3 protein-coding genes are annotated in these 1,081 nt (G+C 64.9%); 1 reads left to right on the forward strand and 2 read right to left on the reverse strand.

All coding sequences use genetic code 11. The annotated features are described in order from the left end of the window. A partial coding sequence (locus tag ACFWF3_RS36910) for an adenylate/guanylate cyclase domain-containing protein (protein WP_379318897.1) occupies window positions 1-529 on the forward strand: 529 nt, incomplete at its 5' end. Here the strand turns inward: ACFWF3_RS36910 and ACFWF3_RS36915 are convergent. Together ACFWF3_RS36915 and ACFWF3_RS36920 are read right to left on the reverse strand one after the other, a co-directional pair. Further along, the gene (locus tag ACFWF3_RS36915) at window positions 512-850 is read right to left on the reverse strand and encodes a hypothetical protein (protein WP_378996081.1); all 339 of its coding nucleotides are present in this window, start codon (window positions 848-850) and stop codon (window positions 512-514) included. The two genes, ACFWF3_RS36910 and ACFWF3_RS36915, sit on opposite strands and share 18 nt — an antisense overlap. A 49-nt stretch (window positions 851-899) precedes the next feature. Continuing rightward, a partial coding sequence (locus ACFWF3_RS36920; RefSeq protein WP_379318899.1) for a hypothetical protein occupies window positions 900-1,081 on the reverse strand: 182 nt, incomplete at its 5' end.

A 1,081-nucleotide genomic window follows, 5' to 3' on the forward strand; every position in this document is an offset into this window, starting at 1 on the left:
GCCACGGATAGACCCGAAGAATCCGGCGAATACTCATCACTTCGCCCAGCCGCACGACGTTCAGCATTGCCAGATAGAGCAGGAACTGCTGCGCAAGGTCGCCAAGGCCATCGAGCCGCCGATCGTCGAGCGTGGCGGTCAGGTGGTCAAGCGGATGGGCGATGGCCTGATGGCGGTGTTCTCCTCACCCGATCGTGCCGTGCGCGCCGCGCTGGCGGCCCGGCGCAATCTCGCCGGGGTCGAGATCAACGGCTACACCCCGCGTATGCGGGTGGGCCTGCACACCGGCTCGCCCCGGGAGATCGGCGGCGACTGGCTCGGCGTCGACGTCAACATCGCCGCCCGGATGATGGAGGCTGGCGGCAACGGCAACACGATGATTTCCAGCGTCACGCTGGCCGCGCTGCGCCCGGAAACCCTCGAGGAGCTGGGCGTCGTCGCCAAACCCTACAAGCGCAACTTCTGGGCGGCGCCGCTGAGCGGCGTCCCGGAGGACGTCAGGATCTTCCGGCTACACACGACGAGCTGAGCGCTTTTCCAGCCGATCCTGTTCCTTCCAGTACTCGCGGAAGGCCTTCTGGGTCGGGGTGGGCTTGTCGGTCAGCGCCTGCCAGTTCGTCGAACGCACGAAGTCGATGATGAGCAGCACCGGCAGGATGAACGCGTGGAAGAAGATCAGGTAGTCGCCGCCTTCGAACACGAACCACAGGTATCCCGCGTACCCGAGGAACGCGATACCGAACACTGCGTTGAGCCCGCGCGAGAGCTGGCTGCGGCCGTTGTCGACGTTGGCCATGATGATCATCGCGAGGCCGCTGAGCGCGAGCAGGCCGACATACCAAGTGAACATGTGGGCAAGCCAACAGCCCTCGCCTTGCCCTGATCTTGCGAAAGTCTTGCTACTCCAGCCAGAGCGCGGCGCCGAGGCCCGCGAGGACAGCGGCGACGATCAAACCGATCGCCACCGGGCGGTTGTTCTTCCAGGTCGTGTACGCGCCGCCGAGCAGGAATCCGGCGAGGGCGAAGAGGAGGACGGACAGCATGGGTTCCATCTTGCCTGGTCGATTGCACGGAATTAACA

It is taken from the genome of Nocardia sp. NPDC060220, assembly GCF_042727815.1.
Taxonomy (GTDB): domain Bacteria; phylum Actinomycetota; class Actinomycetes; order Mycobacteriales; family Mycobacteriaceae; genus Nocardia.

Bases quoted from the DNA above. Each gene is read 5' to 3' on its own strand.
- ACFWF3_RS36915 (WP_378996081.1), bottom strand. From the start codon at position 850: ATGTTCACTTGGTATGTCGGCCTGCTCGCGCTCAGCGGCCTCGCGATG.